At 69.0% G+C, this 15,390-nt stretch carries 13 protein-coding genes, 1 pseudogene and 1 CRISPR repeat array; of the genes and pseudogenes, 5 read left to right on the top strand and 9 right to left on the bottom strand.

The features are described 5' to 3' along the window. Nucleotides 1-212: 212 nt before the first annotated feature. Entirely contained in the window at nt 213-497 is a 285-nt protein-coding gene (locus tag ACGFN2_RS27195; RefSeq protein WP_393364901.1) for a hypothetical protein, read from the top strand. A 310-nt stretch (nt 498-807) separates the two neighbouring features. Here ACGFN2_RS27195 and ACGFN2_RS27190 read toward each other — a convergent pair whose 3' ends face one another. Next, entirely contained in the window at nt 808-930 is a 123-nt protein-coding gene (locus ACGFN2_RS27190; protein WP_393364898.1) for a hypothetical protein, read from the bottom strand. A gap of 423 nt (nt 931-1,353) precedes the next feature. Between ACGFN2_RS27190 and ACGFN2_RS27185 the strand changes: the two genes are divergently transcribed. From ACGFN2_RS27185 to ACGFN2_RS27175, 3 genes and pseudogenes are all read left to right on the top strand, one after another. Continuing rightward, nucleotides 1,354-2,445: an IS630 family transposase gene (locus ACGFN2_RS27185; protein WP_393364895.1), complete on the top strand. Its 1,092-nt coding sequence runs from the start codon at nt 1,354-1,356 to the stop codon at nt 2,443-2,445. Between the two features lie 53 nt (nt 2,446-2,498). Further along, nucleotides 2,499-3,377, top strand: a pseudogene (locus ACGFN2_RS27180) (IS5 family transposase). Nucleotides 3,378-3,451: 74 nt separating this feature from the next. After that, a complete protein-coding gene (locus tag ACGFN2_RS27175; RefSeq protein ID WP_393364892.1) occupies nt 3,452-3,745 on the top strand; it encodes a hypothetical protein in 294 nt (97 codons plus the stop codon). 100 nt (nt 3,746-3,845) lie between these two features. Here ACGFN2_RS27175 and ACGFN2_RS27170 read toward each other — a convergent pair whose 3' ends face one another. From ACGFN2_RS27170 to ACGFN2_RS27135, 8 genes are all read right to left on the bottom strand, one after another. After that, nucleotides 3,846-4,427 (bottom strand): hypothetical protein, encoded by a 582-nt coding sequence (locus tag ACGFN2_RS27170; protein WP_393364890.1) that lies wholly within the window; start codon nt 4,425-4,427, stop codon nt 3,846-3,848. A 373-nt stretch (nt 4,428-4,800) separates the two neighbouring features. Beyond that, nucleotides 4,801-5,154 carry a hypothetical protein gene (locus ACGFN2_RS27165; protein WP_393364887.1) on the bottom strand — a complete coding sequence of 118 codons (354 nt, stop codon included), beginning with the start codon at nt 5,152-5,154 and terminating at the stop codon, nt 4,801-4,803. A gap of 826 nt (nt 5,155-5,980) precedes the next feature. After that, nucleotides 5,981-6,859: direct repeats of the CRISPR family, unit length 28 nt; unit sequence GGCTTCTCCGCGAAGGCGGAGGTGAACC. 131 nt (nt 6,860-6,990) lie between these two features. Then, nucleotides 6,991-9,648, bottom strand: a complete 2,658-nt coding sequence (alaS, locus tag ACGFN2_RS27160; protein WP_393364885.1) for an alanine--tRNA ligase — start codon at nt 9,646-9,648, stop codon at nt 6,991-6,993. A 235-nt stretch (nt 9,649-9,883) separates the two neighbouring features. Further along, nucleotides 9,884-10,561 carry an HAD family hydrolase gene (locus ACGFN2_RS27155; RefSeq protein WP_393364882.1) on the bottom strand — a complete coding sequence of 226 codons (678 nt, stop codon included), beginning with the start codon at nt 10,559-10,561 and terminating at the stop codon, nt 9,884-9,886. Then, complete coding sequence (locus tag ACGFN2_RS27150; protein ID WP_393364880.1) at nt 10,558-11,100, bottom strand: orotate phosphoribosyltransferase; 543 nt, start codon at nt 11,098-11,100, stop codon at nt 10,558-10,560. The genes ACGFN2_RS27155 and ACGFN2_RS27150 overlap by 4 nt, the downstream gene beginning before the upstream one ends. Next, on the bottom strand, nt 11,097-11,645 hold the full coding sequence (locus tag ACGFN2_RS27145) for an LOG family protein (protein ID WP_393365089.1): 549 nt from the start codon (nt 11,643-11,645) through the stop codon (nt 11,097-11,099). Before ACGFN2_RS27145 ends, ACGFN2_RS27150 begins: the two co-directional genes overlap by 4 nt. A gap of 47 nt (nt 11,646-11,692) precedes the next feature. Next, nucleotides 11,693-12,589 carry a hypothetical protein gene (locus tag ACGFN2_RS27140; protein ID WP_393364877.1) on the bottom strand — a complete coding sequence of 299 codons (897 nt, stop codon included), beginning with the start codon at nt 12,587-12,589 and terminating at the stop codon, nt 11,693-11,695. A 46-nt stretch (nt 12,590-12,635) separates the two neighbouring features. Next, nucleotides 12,636-13,472, bottom strand: a complete 837-nt coding sequence (locus ACGFN2_RS27135) for an aspartyl/asparaginyl beta-hydroxylase domain-containing protein (protein ID WP_393364874.1) — start codon at nt 13,470-13,472, stop codon at nt 12,636-12,638. Between the two features lie 332 nt (nt 13,473-13,804). On the opposite strand from ACGFN2_RS27135, the gene ACGFN2_RS27130 reads away from it, so the two are divergent. Next, on the top strand, nt 13,805-15,382 hold the full coding sequence (locus tag ACGFN2_RS27130; protein WP_393364871.1) for a tetratricopeptide repeat protein: 1,578 nt from the start codon (nt 13,805-13,807) through the stop codon (nt 15,380-15,382). Nucleotides 15,383-15,390 lie beyond the last annotated feature (8 nt).

The raw sequence follows: 15,390 nt of genomic DNA, 5'->3' as shown, positions 1-15,390 counted from the left end.
CGAGGCGGATCAAGCCGCCCTGACCCGGGGGACCTGACCTCCCCTGCGCCGGAAGCGTCTTGCCAGCTTTGGCCCCGGGGCGCCCCCGGAGCCACCAGACACCACCAGAATCCTGAACTCACCGTCACCACGGCGGCCATGTACGCACAGCTGCCTCAAGCCGCCGCTGACGAAGTCGTCAACAGCACCGCCGAGCAGTGAGGAGCACGACCATGAGCATTGAGCCCGGCCAGGAGTATGTCGCCTGCGACAGGTCCGGCCACCGGTACCGCATCGACTCCTACCAGCACAACGCCCCCTACGTGCAGATGACCGACCTGGCAGACGGACGCCACCGCAAGGTGAAGCGCGAGAATCTGCACGCTGACCCCCGCCGGCGGACCGGCTACCTCCTCGCGTCGGAGATCGATGCCGAATGGCGGAGCCACCCGCTCATGACCACAGCCATCTACCAGGCACAGTTTAAGAAGATCAGTGACCGCGCCACCGAGCAGTGAGGAAGCTGACTACGTAGCGCGGCTCGCCCCCAGGGCTAATCGGAGGATCGCTGTCCACGAAGGCTCCGTGTTCGTCGCCGCCGACGGTGGTGGGGACGAGGTCCGCACAGTTGGCGTGGGGCTCCTTTGTGTAAGCGGCGGCTGGGCTCAGCAGGCCCAACCAGCAACGACATCGGTGAGAAGCTCGCCGCGTGCTCCCCGCACCCGCGGAGAAAGACCACCGAGTCGTAGAACTGGCGGATCACGACGGCGGTTCACCTCTGCTCAGGCGGAGGTGAGCTGGCTGCCTCGGGCTACGACACGGAATGGCTCACGTGTTCTCCGCGGGAGCGGAGGTGAACCGCGGCTGGTCGAGACCGGCGTGCTGGTGCGTGAGGTTCTCCGCGCAGGCGGAGATGAACCGGTTGTCCGCGAGTTCCAACGTCACCTTCATGGGGCTTCTCCGCGCAGGCGGAGGTGAACCGAGCCCACCTACAGCGGTCTGTTCCCCGGCGGGGTCCTCTCCCCGCGAGCGGAGGTGAACCGGAGTGGGCCGTGTCCGCCACCTATGAAGTTCTGTCCTCTCCGCGCGAGCGGAGGTGAGCCGGGGGGTACTACCTCTGCGTCTTCCACTACCGGTGGTCTCCGCGCAGGCGGAGGTGAACCGCTACCGGTAGGGGGCGAAGGTCTGGGGCGAGCGGCTTCTCCGCGAAGGCGGAGGTAAACCCTCGACGAGGCTCACCCGCCGGCCCCGCTTCGCGTCCTCTCTGCGAAGCCGTCCCCGTCACCACCGCCAGCCCCCGATCAGCGGACTGTCACCAAAGTCATGACCGAGTACACCTAGTGACCTGAGTCGGAGATTCGTCGTTGGTTGGGTATGAGTCGTCCGGGTCCGAAGATTCCGCCGTTGTCGGTGATCGATGCCCAACGGGCTGTGCTTGAGGGGTGGGTGCGTCGTCGGACGACGGCTCAGGCTCTGGCCCAGCGGTCGCGGATCGTGCTGGAGTGCGCCGATGGGCACTCGATCATGGAGGTGTCCCGTCGGCTGGGGATCGCTCCGGACACGGTCCGCACCTGGCGGCGTCGTTTCCTCGAGCGGGGTGTGGACGGCCTGGGTGACGACCCGCGTCCGGGCGTCCCGCGGAGTGTCACCGACGCCGATGTCGAGCGTGTGATCGTCAAGACGCTTGAGGAGACACCGAAGAACGCGACCCACTGGTCGACCAGGTCGATGGCGGCGGCGACGGGGATGTCGCAGTCGACGGTCTCGCGGATCTGGCGGGCCTTCGCGCTGGCACCGCACCGCTCTGAGACGTTCAAGCTGTCCACCGATCCGCTGTTCATCGACAAGGTCCGCGACGTCGTCGGGCTCTACCTCGATCCGCCCGAGAAGGCCCTGGTTCTCTGCGTGGACGAGAAGTCGCAGATCCAGGCCCTGGACCGGTCCCAGCCGGTCCTGCCGATGATGCCCGGTGTTCCCGAACGCCGCAGCCACGACTACGTCCGGGCCGGCACGACCACTCTCTTCGCCGCCCTCGAAGTCGCCACCGGCAAGGTCATCGGCTCCCTGCACCGCCGCCACCGGGCAGCGGAGTTCAAGAAGTTCCTGACCAAGCTCCATCGTGAGGTTCCCGAGGGTCTAGAGGTCCACCTGATCCTGGACAACTACGCGACCCACAAGACGCCCGACATCAAGCGGTGGCTGCTGGCCCATCCGCGGTTCCACCTGCACTTCACGCCGACCAGCGCGTCGTGGCTGAATCTCGTGGAGCGGTGGTTCGCCGAACTCACACAGAAGAAGCTCAAGCGAGGAGTCCACCGCTCCGTCCAAGCCCTCGAACGCGACATCCGGGCCTGGCTCGCCGACTGGAACAACCACCCCAGACCATTCATCTGGACCAAGACCGCCGACGAGATCCTCGACAAAGTCGCGGCCTACTGCCACCGAATCTCTGACTCAGGTCACTAGGCACTGTCCGGCAGATCATGTGCCTGTCGGACTGCTGGCTCGTTGTTCCCGGCATGGGGCGGGGTGATCTGACGAATGCCGAGTGGGGCCGGTTGGAGCCGCACTTGCCGGCGTCGGGACAGCGTGGCGGCCGGTGGAGCGACCACCGCAGGGTGATCAACGGGATCTTGTTCCGGGTGCGAACGGGCATACCGTGGCGGGACCTTCCGGAGCGTTTTGGCAGCTGGAAGACCGTCTACGAGCGGCACCGGCATTGGTCGGCGGACGGCACGTGGGACCAAATTCTGCGTGCCGTCCAGGCGGACGCCGACCTCGCGGGCCGGATCGACTGGAGCATGGCCAGCGTCGATTCGACGTCCTGCCGTGCTCATCAGCACGCGACCGGGGCCCGAAAGAAGAAGCCACGCATCCCGAAAAAAGGAGAACGCCCCGGCACCACCGCCCCGACGAAGGGCTCGGACGGACCCGGGGCGGTCTGACCTGCAAGATCCACCTCGCCGGTGAGGGGGATGCCGACCCATGGCCTTCCTGGTCACGCCCGGCCAGTGGGGCGACGCGCCTCAGATGATCGAGGCCCTCGAACGCATCGCCGTTCCCCGACCGCAGGGCGGACGGCGCGCACCCGGCCGGACCATCTCGGCGGCGACAAGGCATACAGCTCACGCCGCAACCGCCGCTACCTGCGAAGACGCCAGATCAAGCACACCATCCCCGAACTGAAGGACCAGCGGGCCAACCGCACAAGACGCGGAAGCAAGGGCGGCCGGCCCACCGGCTTCGACAGCGAGATCTACAAGCGTCGCAACGAAGTCGAGCGGGCGATCAACCAGCTCAAGAACTCCCGAGCCGTCGCCACCCGCTACGACAAGAGGGCCTACGTCTTCCACGGCACCGTTACAGTCGTCGCAATCCGGCTCTGGCTCCGCCCGTGAGATGCGCCCCGCGCCTGGTTACGCCCAGAACTCCTCAGCCGCCAGCAGGGTTCGTCCCATACAGTGCCGAAGGCATGACGGCAATTTCATCCTTCACCTTCGTGCGCCACATCGACGGGCTCCGCTACCACTTCGAATGCGACGGCGAGCACAACGGCCGCCCCGCCTACCGCCGAACGGACGGGAACGTGTGGTGTGTCTGGTCGCCCACCGACGGCTGGCACTGCGAGATCACTGACGGCCTCGTCACCGCCCATCCACTCAACAGCCACGCTGACGAACCCGAACCCCCGGCCACCGTCTGGCGCAGCTTCAAGAACGACCGCTCCTACCTCTACGACCTCCGGCCCCTCGACCCCGAAGCATGATCCGCCGGACAGTGCCTAGGCGCCCATGAACCTGGGGGCTGTCAATCTGCTGCTGTTCCTCAGTGCGGGGAGTCGGGGGCGCTTCCGTCGCTGAAGAGGTTCATGCAGTCTGAATATCCTTCAGGTCCGCAGAAGCGCCGCTCAGCTCCAGAGCAACGGCCGCCGTCAAGTTGTCCCGGAGGAGCGGCTGCTGTACCTGCTCGATGAGCGCCAGTGACCGTGCCGCTCGGACACTCTTCTCTGCGTCGTCACGCAAGTCGGCCAGTACTCGGAGCATCATGCGTCTCTCTTCCGCCCGATTCCGGAAGAAGAAGAACGACAGCACCTGCGAAAAGGCGCCGGCGGCGGTCATGACGACAGCCAACGCCATGTCGTCCGAGCGATAGACGCCGACCGCGATCCCGGCAGCGATGATCACGTAACCCAGAATTGCGGCAATGATCGCTGCGAAGAAGCTGACGTCAGCTCTTCGACCTACCTTGTTGTAGTACGTCTCCAGGACGTCAGAGAGTGGGTCCTGCCGTGCCGTCGGCACTTCCACCGGAAGCGGGAGGGGAACTGTCTGCCCGGAGTCCTCTCCTGCTCTCTCCGGACCTGCCTTCGTATCGGCTTCTGGCACGGGAGTTGCTGCCTGGGCCTGCTTCGTGGCCTGAAGTCTCCTCCAGGCATCCCGGGCCGCCACACTCGCAGCCTGAGCTGCAACCGCCGCCAAGATTTCTACCCCTGCCACTGCCGCCCCCCAACCGCGTTCGTGCCGACAGGTTAGCTGTTCATATGCGCTGAATGTGGGGTGTTGCGGCAAACGACTGCTCGTGAGAAGCCATGCCAGGCCGGATGTATCCGGGACAGGACCGCGCTGGCTATCGAGGGTGGTCTACTGGTCCTGCAGCTCAACGCCGCACGAACACTTGAGGCAAGTCAGGCAAGTTGTGGCTATGTACGGGACCGCCGCGACTTGGTAGTTGGTGGTCGTGTCCTCCGGGGTTGCGCGGCAGAGCGGTTGTCGCCTGGCTTGGTGTGGCTGAGTCCTTGGTGTGGGCTGTGGTGTCGGTCCGTCAGCCGAAGCCTCCCATCATGGCGAATGCGGAGACTGCCATGATCACCAGGGCCCCCACCTGCACTTTTACCAGTAGGGGGCAAACCCACCTGCGTGGGGAGCCCTTGGGCCAGGAAAGAGTGGCGATACCGGCGACCGCCGAAATCAGGAAGAAGCAGGCAGTCCACGGCGCTGCCTCTCCCCCGTGGCATCCGCCGTAGAAGAGGCACCGTGTGGGGCCCGGTAGCGACAGTGTGCCGAGGGTAACCACAATCAGCGTCGGCACCAGCAGCGCCAATAACCAGCCCGCGACGCGCCGGACTCTACGATCCGGTAAGGCTGCAGGTGCTTGCGCTTGGGTGATGTCGTCCATGGGGGCATCAAACACCGCCATTTGGCCACGTCGTATCAGTACAAGTACTCAAGTTGGCAGGTTCGAGCGGCCCGCCGGGCAGGACGCGGGCAGCGTCTCAGGCGCCGGTGCGCGATGGGTGTGGTCGTCCACAAATGCGCCGGCCGCGGAGCAGCCAGACACACCCACGGGGATGGTCGCGATCAGCGTGACCAATGGTCGGCAGGAGGTCTGCCACCTGCGCCGGCGGGGAAGTTCGGAGGTGAACCGCTGAGTGAGAAGACCGCGGGCGTGGTCGATCAGCTGCCTCCGCGCAGGCGGAGGTGAGCGGTCGTGGGCCGGTTAGTGCCTGCGGGAGGCCGTGCGGCCCCGGTAGGTTCAGGCGGGTGCATGACCGGCGTTCCTTGAATCACGAATTGGCAAAGCGCTCCTAACACCGCAGGTGGCGAAGGTGGTCTCCGCGCAGGCGGAGGTGAGCCGACGGGCGCCGGCCTCTGAGCGTCTATGTGGACGTGGTCTCCGCGCAGGCGGAGGTGAGCCGGGGCGGGCCACCGGCCGCCGTTCGCGGTGCCAGTGGTCTCCGCGCAGGCGGAGGTGAACCTGCGCCAGTGAACATGTCTGTGCCCTTTCGGAGGTCCTCTCCGCGCAGGCGGAGGTGAGCCGCACACTGGCGAGCTGCTGCACCGGGCGATTGCGTCCTCTCCGCACAGGCGGAGTGAGTGGTCGTGGGCCGGTCAGTGCCTGCGAGAGGCCGTGCTACCCCGGTAGATTCAGGTGGGTGCATGACCGGCGATCCTTGAACACGAATTGGCAAAGCGTTCCTAACGCCGCAGGTCGCGAAGGGGCTTCTCCGCGAAGGCGGAGGTGAACCGACGGCCCGGCCGACGAGCGCCGCGCCTACCTCGGCTTCTCCGCGAAGGCGGAGGTGAACCGAGCACGGCGGCCGCCTGCGGCACGTGCACGGCGGCTTCTCCGCGAAGGCGGAGGTGAACCTGGCACAGGAATCCCCGCCCGAGGCGCCCGGCGGGCTTCTCCGCGAAGGCGGAGGTGAACCGGTGATCAGGCGGTCGGCCTCCCTGCGCGGTAGGGCTTCTCCGCGAAGGCGGAGGTGAACCGGTCGATTCCCTGCTGGAGGGTCAGGTCGCGGAGGCTTCTCCGCGAAGGCGGAGGTGAACCTCCGGCAACGCCCCGTGGCTGCAGCGGCTCGACGGCTTCTCCGCGAAGGCGGAGGTGAACCGGTCGGCAAACCGATCCAGCAGCAGAGGGGCCGGGCTTCTCCGCGAAGGCGGAGGTGAACCGCGGATGCGGGGCGGGGGTGTTAGCGCAGTACGGTCCACTCCGCGCGGGCGGAGGTGAACCGACGACCAGCAGCAGCACGAAGACGACACCGAGGACCTCTCCGCGCGAGCGGAGGTGAACCGGAGTCCGGAACACCGTACGAGCGGATAGCGGCGTCCTCTCCGCGCGAGCGGAGGTGAACCGCGGGAGCGGGTCCGCCAGTACGGCAATGCCGTGTCCTCTCCGCGAAGGCGGAGGTGAACCGACCGAGCCTGACGGCGTACAGGTCAGACAGCCGTCTTCTCCGCGGAGGCGGAGGTGAGCCGAACTCGCGGCGCTGGTCGACGAGGCCCACGGGGTGCTCTCCGCGGGAGCGGAGGTGAGCCGTGGCTGTGGATCGTGGGGATCAAGCCCGCGTTGTGCTCTCCGCGCGAGCGGGGGATGGCCAGCGCGGACCCTGTGTGGTCTCCGCGCGAGCGGAGGTGAACCGAACGGCCGATCATGGTCCCTGGTCGCAGGTGTGCTGTCCCGAGCGAGCCCGCCCAGCTGGTTCGGCCGGGCGGGCCGCCTGGTGTGTCGTTATCGGTTGCTAAGGAGGCCGGCGGCGTCCTGTCCGGCGGCGGTGAGGGCTTGGTCGAGGTGTTCGGGGCGGCGGCCGCCGGCGCTGGCGAGGGCTCCTGTCCCTCCGCCTCCGCCTCCGACGGCCTTCGCGGCGCGGGTGATGACCTGGGCGGCCTGGATGCCGCGGTCGAGGAGATCGGGGGAGACGGCCGAGGCGAGCAGGGCCTTGCCGCCGTGCTCCAGGGCTAGGACGACGATCGAGGGGCCGGCGGGCAGGTGGGCGAGGGTCTCGGAGGTCAGCTGACGCAGCTCGTCTGGCGTGACGCCGGTGACTTTCTGGACGAGGATGCGTCCCGTCCCGGCCGCGGCAGAGGCATGGGCGAGCTGATCGGCCCGGGAGCGCAGTTCGGCGGCCCGCTGCCGTGTCAGTTGCGTCTGGGCGTCGGCGAGAGCCTCCAGGCGCTTGCGCAGGGCGTGGGGCGCGTCCTGTGGGCGGGTTCCGAGGAGTGTGGACAGCTCGCGTAGGAGGCGGCGCTCGGTGTCGAGGTGCGTGAGGGTGCTGTGGCCGGTGAGGGCCTCGACACGGCGGAGGTTGGAGCCAATCGACGACTCGGTCAGCAGGCGGAAGGCGCCGACCTGGGAGCCGTGGGCAACGTGGGTGCCGCCGCAGAGTTCTCGGGAGAAGTCTCCGATGTCGACGATACGGACCCGCTCGCCGTACTTCTCTCCGAACAGGGCGATGGCTCCGGCGGCTTCGGCCTCGGCGCGGTCGGCGTGCCAGGCGTGTACGGCGGGGTCATCGAGGACGTGGCTGTTGACGGCCTGCTCGATTTGGCTCAGCTGGTCGGGGGCGAGGGCGGTGAAGTGGGCGAAGTCGAAGCGGAGCCGGTCGGGTTCGACCAGGGAGCCCTGCTGGCGGGCGTGGTCGCCGAGGGTGGCCATGACGACGGCGTGCAGGATGTGGGTGGCCGAGTGCGACCGCATCAGGCCCGCCCGGCGTTCGGCGTCCACGACGGCCTCGCCACTGGTGCCGGTTTGCAGTTCCCCTTCGAGGACGCGGGCGTTGTGGATGCGGAAGCCTTCCAGGCCGTATCGGGTGTCGGTGATCTGCAGGCGTGCCCCGTTGCTAAGGGTCAGGGTTCCGGTGTCGCCGATCTGTCCGCCGGCTTCGGCGTAGAACGGCGAGCGGTCCAGCACCAGCTCGACCTCGGCGCCGGCCTGAGCCGTGGTCGCGACGGCGCCGTCGGCGATGAGGCCGGTGACTGTGGCTTCGGTGATCAGGTGCTCGTAGCCGAGGAACTCCGCAGGGGGCAGGGCGGCGGCCAGCTCGCGGTAGGTGTCCCTCTTCTTGAGGGCCTCGGTGGTTTTGGCTTTGCCGCCGGCCTTGGCGCGCTTCTTCTGCTCGTCCAGCAGCGTCGCGAAGCGGTCCTCGTCGACCGTCAGGCCCGCGTCGCGGGCGGCCTCGACGGTGAGCTCCAGGGGGAAACCGTAGGTGTCGGCGAGCTCGAAAGCCGTCTCGCCCGGCAGAGCGGCCGAGCCGATTCCCTGAGTGCGGTGGATCGCGGCGTCAAGGAGCCGGGTGCCCTGGGTGAGGGTGCGGGTGAAGGACTCCTCCTCCGCGGTGACGACCTGCTCGATCAGCGTGGCCTGGGCGGTCAGCTCCGGCCAGACGCTGCCGAGGTTGCTGATCACGCTGGCCGTCGCGGCCGGCAGGACGGGGCTGTCGATGCCGAGCAGACGCGCGTGGCGGACGGCGCGGCGCATCAGGCGGCGCAGGATGTAGCCACGGCCGTCCTTGGCGGGCAGGACACCGTCGGCGACGAGGAAGGCGATGGAGCGGGCATGTTCGGTGACGACCTGGAAGGACACCTTCTCCTCGCCGTCGCTGGGGGCCTCACGGCCGGCGAGGTCCTGGACGGTGTGGAAGGTGGGCAGCAGCAGGTCGGTGGTGCACACGTTCTGCGCATCCTGGAGGATCGCGGCGAGCCGGTCCAGGCCGAGGCCGGTGTCGACGCCCTTGCGGGCGAGCTCACCGAGGACGGGGAAGTTGCCCTTCTTGTCGCCCTCGCCGCGCTGGAACTGCATGAAGACCAGGTTCCAGACCTCGACGTAGCGCTCGCCGTCGATGGCGGGGCCGCCTTCCTTGCCGAAGGCGGCCCCGCGGTCGTAGTTGACCTCTGAGCACGGGCCGCAGGGGCCGGGGACGCCCATGGACCAGTAGTTGTCCTCCATCCCCAACCGCTGAATGCGGGAAGCGGGGACACCGATGCGGCGCCAGAGGTGCTCAGCTTCGTCGTCGCCCTCGAAGACGGTGATCCAGAGCTTCTCCTTCTCCAGCCCGTAGCCCTCGGTGAGCAGCTCCCAGGCGAAGGCGATGGCGTCTTCCTTGAAGTAGTCGCCGAAAGAGAAGTTGCCCATCATCTCGAAGAACGTCGCGTGCCGGTTGGTACGGCCGACGTTGTCGATGTCCGAGGTCCGGGCGCACTTTTGGATGCTGGTGGCGCGGGGGAAGGGCGGGGTGGTCTCGCCCAGGAAGTAGGGCTTGAACTGGTTCATCCCGGCGTTGGCCAGCAGCAGGGTGGGGTCGTCGGGGACCAGCGGGCTGGAGGGCACCTGGTGGTGGCCGCGGGAGGTGAAGAAGTCGGTGAACGTCCTGCGGATCTGCGTCGAACGCATGGCGGCATGGCCTCACGAAAGGAGTCGTGGAAGGTGGTGGGAGATCACACGCCGAGCCGGGCCGAGAACAGGGACTGAGAGGGTTCTCAGTTCTCCAGCTCGACGCAGATAGCTCGCGCCCCCAGGGGGTACACCTTGACTCCTGATCCGTTGCTCACAGGTGGTGCAGCAGTCCCCGAGACCGAACCCGAGGCCGCTGCACCACCGACTGTAGCGGGTGGGATGTCAAGATCGCTTACTGTTTGTGCGCTGTCGCTGACAGTGCTGCTGCCGGACAGGTGGCGAAGTCCAGCAGGCCGGGCCCGATCAGAGCCGCATCGTCCAGGACTGCTGTGGCTCCGGCAGCGGACAGGGCAGCGGGTGCGGCGTAGCCCCAGGCTGCCCCCAGCGGGGTGACCCCGGCCGTGCGGGCGGCCGCGATGTCGCCGGTGGTATCGCCGAGGAACACCGCCCCGGCGGGGTCGATGCCGAGCTTGCCCAGGGCGAGCAGGAGCCCGTCCGGGGCCGGCTTGGGCTCCGCGTCCTCGCGGCAGACGGTGACGTCCAGCAGCGCCAGGACGGCCGGCTCCAGCAGCCAGGGCAGCCGATTCCGGCTCTGCAGTGTGACCAGGCCGGTCGCCATCCCCGCTTCCTTGATCGCCTTCAGCCCCTGCAGGGCTCCGGGGAACAGGGTGGTTCCGGCGGCGGTGGCCAGCGCCGGGTCCCACCAGGTCCCGCAGAGCGCATCCGGCTCGCCGACTCCGAGGCCGGCCAGCACCTCGACCCGGGGAGCCGTCAGAGCGCCGGCCGGCAGTTCGTCGACGGTTACCCGGCGCCCCAGGGCGGCGGTAGCTACCCCGGCCAGCGTGGCCAGCATCGCGGCACTGCTGTCCAGCAGCACGCCGTCCAGATCGAACAGCACCGCCCCCGTCATGACGCCGCCCCGGTGCTGGGCAGGTCGGCCTCGCCCAGCAGCGGATGCAGCCGGATGCCGTGCTCGCCCAGCAGCAGCCGCCCTCCGAGCGGACGTTCCAGCACGCACAGCGCACCGGCGACCTGTGCCCCGGCGCCCCGCAGGGCCCGGGTCATCGCCAGCAGCTGCTCGCCGGAGCGGACCACGTCGTCGATCAGGACGACCCGTTGGCCCCGGGTGCGGGCGCCCTCGATCTGCCGCCGGGAGCCGTAGCGCTTGGGCCGGCGGCGCAGGAACGCGGCCGGCAGACCGGTGGCCGCCGACAAGGCGATGGCCAGCGGTACCCCGCCCAGTTCGAGCCCGGCCAGCACTTCGGCGTCCTGCGGGACCAGGGCGGCCATGGCGGCGGCGACGTCGTGCAGCAGGCGGGGGTCGGCGGCCAGTTTGTACTCGTCGAAGTACGAGCCGAGCACCTGCCCGTCGGTCAGGGTGAAGGCGTCAGTCACGCAGGCGGTGGCAGCGAGCCGGGCCGTCAGGTCACCTGGGGTGGTCTCGGTCATGCGCCGGCCTCCGTCCGGTCGCTGTTGCTGGTCAGGTCTTGCAGGTGAGCGGCGAACGCAGCCGCGGACGCGATGAGGCTGAGGAATCCCAGCGACCGGGTCGGCGTCTCGAACAGCCACTTTTCACGGCGCAGGAAGGCCAGCAGCTCGAGCGCGGTGGGGCCGGTGATCCAGACCGGGACGGGTCGGATGGTGCCCGCGTAGTAGAGGGCAGCGGTCAGTTCGTGCAGCGTGCCGACCCCTCCGCCCATCGCGACCACCAGGTCCGCGGTCTGAAGGTAGTGGTTGAGGCGGGCGCCCAGGTCGGGCAGATGCACCTCGTCGGTGACGTGCGGGTTGAAGTTGCCCCACTCCTGGTGCTTGTCGGCGAGGGTGACCGCCGTGACGCTGCTGCCCTTGGATGCTGCCCCGCGAGCCACTGCCTCCATCAGCCCGTTGTAGCCGCCGTGTACAAGCGTCCAACCCGCGCTGGCCAGAGCCATCCCGACTTCCTCGGCGAGGCGTTCCTCGTCTGCACAAGCGGGGATGACCCCGCCGAAGAACACCGCCGTCCTGCCCCGGCCACCGGCTGCACGATGGCGGCTGTGGGGCTTCACGCCAGCTCCAGGTAGGTGCGGTAGGCGGTGATCGCGTCCGTGAGACCGTCCAGGGCGTTCGGGCAGGCCCGCTCGGTCAGTGCGAGCACCCGGTCCAAGGCGGCCTCGACGTCGGCGGCGTCGGGGACGGCCGGGGAGGTGATCGCGGCCTGCAGGTCGGCCAGGCAGGCCCGGCCGATCGGGGTCAGCGCGATCTCTTCGCACAGCTGGTACCAGCCCCAAAACCGCGAGGCCGGCGCGAGGGCAACCTTGATGAGGTCCTTGGTTGCCGTGTGCAGCATGTGCCATTCGCTGTAGGCGACGAACCGCTGGCTGCGCCGGATGCGCTTGTGCAGCAGCACCGCGAGCACCAGGTGCTCGATCAGCAGCTCGGTGCACGACCTCGGCCGGCGCAGCAGGTCGGCGACATGCGCGCGGGCGCGTTCGATCTGCGCGGTGGTGATCTCGGCCGGCGGCCGGTCCAGCAGCACCTTGCCGGCGACCTTCCGCCGGAGGGTGGTGATCTGGGAAGCGGGCGCGAGGTAGAGGTCGACCTGGTGGAGCCTGCCCTCGTGTTGGACGAGGAAGACGAAGCCGATGCCGCCCAGGTCCGCGACGATGGTGTCGCGCCAGCCGGGCAACAGAGCGCCTCCCCCGACCGTCATCAGGTCATCGAGCGCCGCGGCGAAGGCGGGCAGGTGACTGTCGTGGACGCCGGCGACGAAGTCGACGTCCGAGAGGCGGTCGGCGGTGCCGGAGGCGAGCGAGCCGCGCACCAGCAGGTGGGTGACCGCCGTGGAGGCGGTGAGCAGTTCGGCGATGCGGGTGAGCAGCGGCAGCTGGGCAGGCCGGTTGGCTTCGGTGAGTTCGCTCAGGTGCAGTTCGGCCGGGGCCAGGGACATGGCGGTGGTCATGTGCGTTCCTTCCAGGGTGAAGGCGGTGCGGACAGGGCGAGTGGCCTCACGAGACGAGGGCGAGGAGCTGGGACTTCGCAGCCGCCCAGCGGTTGCTTGTCTCTGTGTCGCCGAGCGCTGTGTGCATCTGGGAGATCAGGTCGTAGACGGTGCCCTCGGGCAGGGCGAAGGAGTAGAACAGGCGCAGCAGCAGTCCTTCGGCCGCGTCGATGTAGCCGAGATCGGCCAGGCGGTGGGCCGCGGCGAGACGTTCGGCGAGTTCCGCTTCGCTCGCCTGCGGTAGCGCCTCGGCGGCCGCGGGGGCATCTGCGTGCCTGGCCAGGCGGGTGAAGGCGTCGTCGGCGTAGACGTCGGCGATCAGGTGGATCCGGTCGGGGCCGAGCAGGTTGCAGACCCCGTGCGCGTAGGTCGGTGTCAGACGCCAGATCCGGCCGCCGGCCATATGGACCTTGGTGCCGCCGGTGACCAGGAACGCAGAGGAGTTGGTGTGCAGAGGGATGTGCAGCCGGTGGCGCTCGACCTGGTCCAGTTCGTCGTAGTCGCGGTGCTCCCACAGGAAGGCATTCGCCTCCAGGCGGGCCAACCGCACCCACATGTAGGACAAGCCCAGTTCGTCCAGCAGACCGGCGGTGGCAGGCATGTGCTGGAGCAGAGCGGTGGGGCCGGCGGTGCAGTCGCCGATCCTCACGTCCGCGGCGTCGCCGGAGGCGTTCATGAGCGAGGTGGTCCACCAGCCGCCGGACTGGAACTGGCCGTACTCGGCCTTCCACGGCGCCGGGGCCGTCAGGGCCTCGTGCCGCATCCGCTCGATCAGCGAGCCGTCCAGCCGCTCAAGCTGGGCGATCTGCCCGGACAAGGCCGGGGCCGGCTGTGCTTCTTCCATGGTGTCCCTCTCGGTCTCTCGTCCCGGGCCGGGCCCAGGACATATGGACGGGGGTGGACGACGCGACGCGTCCGGCTGGATGCCCGTGAGCTCACCGATACAGAGCCGTGGAGGCCAGGGTTCGTCGTCCGGAAACGGCGCCATCACCAGGGTGATCCGCCAGCGTTGTCGCAGGTAGTGAGAAGTGGCCGCCCTCCGCGGGCGGCCGCACCGCCCTCCGCGGGCGGCCATCTCGCCCTGGCTCGGGGGTTTGACTGCCTGCGGGCGCAGGCAGAGTTCGGCAGCATGGGTGGCGCATCCGGCGCTGAGGCCGTGCACTGGGGGAGGCACCCGTGAGCAGCCAGTCGACCAACCGGTCAAGAACAGTGCACGACGTCGCCTGCGGACGGTCCCTGCGAGAGAGGGCCCTGGGCAAAGCCGGCGCACCCGACCCGGCCCCGGCGGCCCTCGTCGCGGTGATCACCACCGAGATCGAGGCCCACTGTGGTCACCGCCGACTCAAGTGCCGCCGCCTGGCAATGGGATGGACCGTTGCCCAGGCCGTCGCCGCCGCCCACCACCTCGTCGAGGACGAAGGCCTGAACAAGATCGGGATGACGGAGCGTTCGTGGAAGGACTGGGAGGCCGGCGTCCTGCCCAGCCCCGAGTACCAAGACCTGCTGTGCCGTCTGTTCACCACCCATCCCGTCGAGTTGGGCTTTGCCCGCGACTACTCCCCCGCTCCTCCTGCGGACGGGACCGGTCCGCTTTGGAACGGACACAGCTCGGATGGAACACTTCCCGAAGGGGAAACGACCCGAGCGGGTGCGGGCCCGCAGACCTTCACGGAGGTGGAGGCAACGAAGCGTCGCGACGCGGTGAAGCTCGCCGGACTGGCCATGGCCGCCCCGGCTGCCGCCGCACAGATCCTGGAACAGGCCGCCGCCGAGGCCATGGAGTTCACCCGGCAGGCGGAGGCGACCTCGCTCGGCTCAGGAACCCTCGACCACCTCGACCTCGCGGTCACCGAGTTCAACCATGCCTACTCGCTCAAGCCGCCCAAGGCCGTCTTCGACGCGGTGATGGGCTACCGGCGCAAGGTCGACGCCCTGCTGCAGGCCAAGCGCACCCACCGCCAGGAGCGCGAGCTGATGGCGTTCGCCGGCTGGCTGTCCGAGCTCTTAGCCTGGCTCGCCCACGACCTCGGCGACGCCCGCACCGGTCTGGCCTTCGCCACCGACGCGTTCGTCCACGGCCAGCAAGCCGGACACGGCCAGCTCTGCGCATGGGCGATGGACGCCGCCGCCTCCATCAACCTGTACGAACAACGGCCCGAAAAGGCCCGCAACGCAGCCCTCAAGGGCCTCGCCGAAGCACCAACCGGACATCCGCTGACCGTACGGCTGCACGCCCAGGCCGCGCGCGCTGCCGCAGCCGACGGCGACGCGAACGGCTTCACCACCGCCTTCCAGACCGCCCAGGACGCACACCGGCTCCTGCCGCCCCGCTCCCCTCGCCGCTTCGGCATGGACGTACTGCCGCTGGCCGACTACGCCCTCACCTCGTACCCGGCGACCTCCTTCATCTGGCTAGGCCAGGCCGAACAGGCCCGTCAGCACGCCGAGCACGCGCTGAGCACCTACGAATCGGCCCCCGAGGCGTCCCGTTCCCCGAGCCGGGAAGCCATCGCCCGCATCGACCTGGCCCTCGCCCATGCCCAGCTCGGCGCCCCCGACGACGCCGTCGCGCTGGGCCACCAGGCCCTGGACTCGGCGCGCGTCGTCGGCTCCGTCCTGGGCCGGGCCGGCGACCTCACCTCATTCCTCACCCGCCGCTACCCCCGGCAGGCCGCCGTCGAGGGCCTGCGCGAACGGCTCACCGCGGCGACCGTCGCCCGCCCGGCCCTGCACTCGCCCCCGCCCCGGAAATAGGAGAACGC

The organism is Streptomyces sp. NPDC048612 (genome assembly GCF_043199295.1).
GTDB lineage: Bacteria > Actinomycetota > Actinomycetes > Streptomycetales > Streptomycetaceae > Streptomyces.
This window is presented reverse-complemented; position numbering and strand designations above follow the sequence as displayed.

What these genes read in the sequence shown, in the direction of transcription:
- ACGFN2_RS27195 (WP_393364901.1), top strand. Translation starts at nt 213, where the DNA reads ATGAGCATTGAGCCCGGCCAGGAGTATGTCGCCTGCGACAGGTCCGGC.
- ACGFN2_RS27185 (WP_393364895.1), top strand. Translation starts at nt 1,354, where the DNA reads ATGAGTCGTCCGGGTCCGAAGATTCCGCCGTTGTCGGTGATCGATGCC.
- ACGFN2_RS27155 (WP_393364882.1), bottom strand. Translation starts at nt 10,561, where the DNA reads ATGACGGGGGCGGTGCTGTTCGATCTGGACGGCGTGCTGCTGGACAGC.
- ACGFN2_RS27190 (WP_393364898.1), bottom strand. Translation starts at nt 930, where the DNA reads ATGAAGGTGACGTTGGAACTCGCGGACAACCGGTTCATCTCCGCCTGC.
- ACGFN2_RS27165 (WP_393364887.1), bottom strand. Translation starts at nt 5,154, where the DNA reads ATGGACGACATCACCCAAGCGCAAGCACCTGCAGCCTTACCGGATCGT.
- ACGFN2_RS27150 (WP_393364880.1), bottom strand. Translation starts at nt 11,100, where the DNA reads ATGACCGAGACCACCCCAGGTGACCTGACGGCCCGGCTCGCTGCCACC.
- ACGFN2_RS27135 (WP_393364874.1), bottom strand. Translation starts at nt 13,472, where the DNA reads ATGGAAGAAGCACAGCCGGCCCCGGCCTTGTCCGGGCAGATCGCCCAG.
- ACGFN2_RS27175 (WP_393364892.1), top strand. Translation starts at nt 3,452, where the DNA reads ATGACGGCAATTTCATCCTTCACCTTCGTGCGCCACATCGACGGGCTC.
- ACGFN2_RS27140 (WP_393364877.1), bottom strand. Translation starts at nt 12,589, where the DNA reads ATGACCACCGCCATGTCCCTGGCCCCGGCCGAACTGCACCTGAGCGAA.
- alaS (WP_393364885.1), bottom strand. Translation starts at nt 9,648, where the DNA reads ATGCGTTCGACGCAGATCCGCAGGACGTTCACCGACTTCTTCACCTCC.